Source organism: Streptomyces sp. rh34, from assembly GCF_002551245.1.
Taxonomy (GTDB): Bacteria; Actinomycetota; Actinomycetes; order Streptomycetales; family Streptomycetaceae; genus Streptomyces.
In genome coordinates this window covers 1-4,199 of sequence record NZ_NTGZ01000401.1, presented here as the reverse complement: position 1 = coordinate 4,199, position 4,199 = coordinate 1, and the positions used below count along the sequence as shown (strand labels likewise).

Annotated in this window: 1 protein-coding gene and 1 pseudogene; both read left to right on the top strand. The window is 73.0% G+C overall.

Annotated elements, in window-relative coordinates; all coding sequences use genetic code 11:
- On the top strand, positions 1–3,683 hold a 3,683-nt coding region (gene fxsT / locus CR470_RS36085), incomplete at its 5' end, for an FxSxx-COOH system tetratricopeptide repeat protein (RefSeq protein ID WP_257139039.1).
- A gap of 91 nt (positions 3,684–3,774) precedes the next feature.
- A pseudogene (locus tag CR470_RS36080) lies at positions 3,775–4,199 on the top strand (hypothetical protein); the annotation flags it as partial.

Here is a 4,199-nt window from a genome sequence, read left to right as displayed (position 1 = left end):
AACCCGCGCTGCGCTGGCCCGGCGGCCGCGACGGCGACCCCGCCGAACTGCTCGACGGCCGCGGCTCGCGGCTCTTCCTCGTCGTCACCGACGGACTCGCCCACGGCTGGGCGGGCCCCGGAGCCGACCGGCTGCTGGAACGGCTCGCATCCGGTGGGCCCACCGCGCTCGTCCACCTCCTGCCGCCCTATCTGCGCCACCGCTCCTCACTGTTCCCCTTCCGCGCCCAACTGGACGCCGGAGGCTTCGGCGCACCGAACCGGCGCTTCCGCTTCCGCCCGCCGCTCGGCGCGCACGACCCCGTCCGGCCGCTGCCCGAACCGGACGACGGCACCGTGCCCGTACCGGTGCTCAGCGTGCGCGCCGGGTCCTTCCGCGCCTGGGCCGACCTGGTGACCGGCGAACGAGGAGTGCGGCGGACGCTGCCGGTCGTCCTGGCGGGCGCGATGGCCAAGGGAGCCTCCGCCCCCGGGCTGCGCACCCCCGTCGTCGACGGCCCCAGGGCGGCGGCCGCCGCCGTACGCAGGTTCCGCTCGCTCGCCAGCCCGTTGGCCCGGCAGCTCGCCGTGCTGCTGGCCCTCGCCCCGATGGACTTCGCCGTCATCGACGAGCTGCGCGACCTGGCGCTGCCGGACGCCGGGCCCGAGCACCTCGCCGAGGTCATGATGGGCGGGCTGATCGACTGGGACGCCGACGGGAGCGGTCCGGACTTCGCCGACGACGTACGCGAAGCGCTGCTGGCCACCAGCACCAGAACCCAACTCGCCCGCACGGTGGGGCTGCTGGCGGAGCTGCGTACGGGGCAGGGTCACGGCGCCCGGCTCCGGGCGGCCATCCATGACCCGGTGCGCACCGCCCTTCCCGGAGCGGAACCCGGCGCCCGCCCCTGGCTCCGGATCGAACTGGCGGTCCTGCGAGCGCTGGCCGGCCCCTACGCCGGCCGGGCCGCCAGAGTGGCCACCCGTCTGGTGCGTTCGTCGGACCGCCCCCCTGCCCGGCCGGGTGAGATCGCCACGGAACCGATGAAAAATGCCCCGAACTGGGCAAAGCTGGCACCGGACAGCGTCGTTTCACCAGGAGGACCCGTGCCGCCCACGACACCACCAGCAGCTGACCCCTCGGCACCAGCTGACGACACCGCCCGGAGGGCTCACGAGGAGATGGAAGTCAAAGCGCCGGAAGCACGCGTCGTACGTTCGGGCCAGCCGAGGATCATGGGCAACGTGCCGCCCAAGAACCCCAACTTCACCGGCCGCGAGTCCCTTCTCGCGGCCGTGGAGCGGCAGCTGACCGAGGACGAGACGACGGCGGTCCTCCCGCACGCACTGCACGGCCTCGGCGGCGTGGGCAAATCACAGATCGCGGTGGAGTACGTCTACCGCCACAGCGGCGAGTACAACGTCATCTGGTGGATCCCCGCCGAGCAGGAGAGCCTGATCCTGGCCGCGCTCGCCGAGCTGGCGACCGCCCTCGGCCTGGAGGTCGGACCGCAGGCGAACACCGCCGTGCCCGCCGTCCGCGAGGCCCTGCGCACCGGCAAGCCCTTCGACAACTGGCTGCTGGTCTTCGACAACGCCGAGGACATCGAGTCGGTGCGCTCGTACTTCCCCAACGGCGGACCGGGAAAAATCATCGTCACCTCGCGCAACCGGGAGTGGGAACGCGTCGCCACCCCCCTCAGCGTCGACGTCTTCGACCGTGAGGAGAGCATCTCCCTGCTCCAGCGCCGGGCCCGGGGCCTGAGCACCCATGACGCCGGCCGCCTCGCCGAGGCGCTCGGCGATCTGCCCCTGGCCGTCGAACAGGCCGGCGCCTGGCACGCGGCCACCGGCATGCCGGTCGACGAGTACCTCCAGCTGCTGGACGAACGGCGCCCCGAGATCCTCGAACTGGCCCCGTCCCCGGACTACCCCCTGCCCGTCGCCGCGGTCTGGGACATCTCGCTCGGCCGGCTGTCCGCCGAGAACCCGGCCGCCCGCCAACTGCTGCAGATCTGCGCCTGCATGGCGCCCGAGCCCATCCCGCTCAACATGCTCCGCGGCGGCCGCAACGTCCAGATCACCCCGGAGCTGGACCGCGTGCTGCGCGACCCGCTGCTGCTCGCCCGAGCCACCCGTGACCTGAGCAAGCTCTCGCTGGTGCGCCTCGACCACAAGGCCGGCACGCTCCAGATGCACCGGCTGATGCAGAACGTGATCGTCGCCCGGCTGGATCCGGAGGAGCGGGAGACGATGCGCAACGCCGCCCACCTGCTCCTGACCACCGCCAAACCCGGGCTGCCCGCCTCACCGGAACAGTGGCCCGCCTACCTCGGACTGCTGCCCCACGTGATCGCCTCCGACGCCGTCGACAGCTCCGACGGCTGGGTGCGCGACCTGGTGTTCGACATGGTCACCTTCCTCTACTACTGGGGCGCCCACGAGGCGGGCGCGGACCTGACCCGCCGGGCGTGGGAGGCCTGGGGCGAGCAGTCGGCCCAGGACGACCTGCATGTCATCCGGATCACCAAGATGCTCGGCTTCTACCTCCAGCACCTCGGCCGGATCCCGGAGGCCGCGGCGTTGAGCGAACAGGCCATGGAGGTCTCGCGCAGCGCGCCGATCCCGGAGGAGGAGCTCATCGACTCCATGCTCCAGATGGCCGGTTCGCTGCGCTACCGGGGCGACTTCCACGCCGCCCGCGAGCTGAGCGCCGAGGCCTTCGAGCGGTCGAGCGACCTCTACGGCCCGGAGGACCCGACGACCCTGAACGCGGCCCACAACTACGGCGTCTCGCTGCGCGTGAACGGCGACTTCCGGCTGGCGAAGGAGATCGACGAAGAGACCGCCAGGCAACGCCAGTTGCTCTACGGTCCGACCAGCGGCCTCACCCTCAACACGCTGAGCGCCGTGGCGGCGGACACCCGCGAGGCGGGCGACTTCCTGGGGGCCCGGGTCCTGCAGGAGTCGACGTACCAGACCTACCGGACCCATTTCGGCCCCACCAACGCGGCGACGATCCGGGCCGCGCTGAATCTCGCGATCTGCCGACGCAGGGCCGGATTCCTGGAGGGGGCGGCAGAGCTGGTCGAGGAGATCCTGGAGCGCTTCACCACCCGGTACGGCGCCGAGTACCCGGAGACCCTGGGGGCCGCCCTGGCGGCGGTCGTCGACCGCAGGATCGCGGGCAGGCTGGAGGACTCCCGGCGCCTCGGCCGGCAGATCCTCGACCGCTACCGGGACATCTTCGGCGAGCACCACCCGTACACCCTGTGCGCCATGGTCAACGTGGCCGCCACCCTGCGGGCCATGGGCGAGGTGGAGGAGGCCGAGCGGCTGGACACGGTCGCCGGGACACGGCTGCGGGCGGACCTGGGGGAGCGCCACGTCTACACACTGGCCGCCGCGCTGGGCCGGGCCAACGACCACTACGCCCGGCTGGACTTCGCGGGCGCCCTGGAGGTGGACAGCGCCACGCTGCCGCTGCTCACCGAGGTGGCCGGCGCGGACCATCCCTGCACCCTCGTCTGTGTCGCGAACCTCTCCCTGGACCAGCGTGGACTCGGCCGCCCCGCGGAGGCGGACCGGCTCAACGCCGAAGCGGTGGAGGGCCTGACACGGGTCCTGGGGGACCAGCATCCGTGGCGGACCTCGGCCCGGCTGCATCAGCGCATCGAGTACGACGTGACGGTGATTCCGTTGTGAGGCGACGGACCGGGCCGGGGCTTTGACGCCCGGTCCGGACGGACCACGCTCCCGGCCCGCAGGGCCGGGAGACCACGGACGGGGGCGACGCATGACCACGGTCATATTCATCCACGGCACGGGCGTGCGACCGCCGCACACCGAGGCCCTGTACGCACGGGTCACGGCCTCGCTCGCCGAGGCCGCCCCGGGCGTGCGGGTCGTGCCGCTCGACTGGGGCCGGCGGTACGGGGCCCGGCTCGCCGCGGGCGGGGCCAGCATCCCGTACGACGGGGCCGGAGCCACCGAACGGGACGCGGAGAGCGAGGAGGACGACGAGACCGCCGCGTGGGAGCGCCTCTACCGCGACCCGGAGGCGGAACTGGCCCTCGCCGCCGCGCGCGGCCCCTCGGACGAGATCCCGCCGGGCGCGGCCTTCCCCGACGAGGAGATCCGGGAGCGGCTGGCGGCGCTGGCCGCCCGGGGCGAGCAGGCCGCCCCGGAGCTGGGCCCCGGACCTGTCTCTTATACACATCT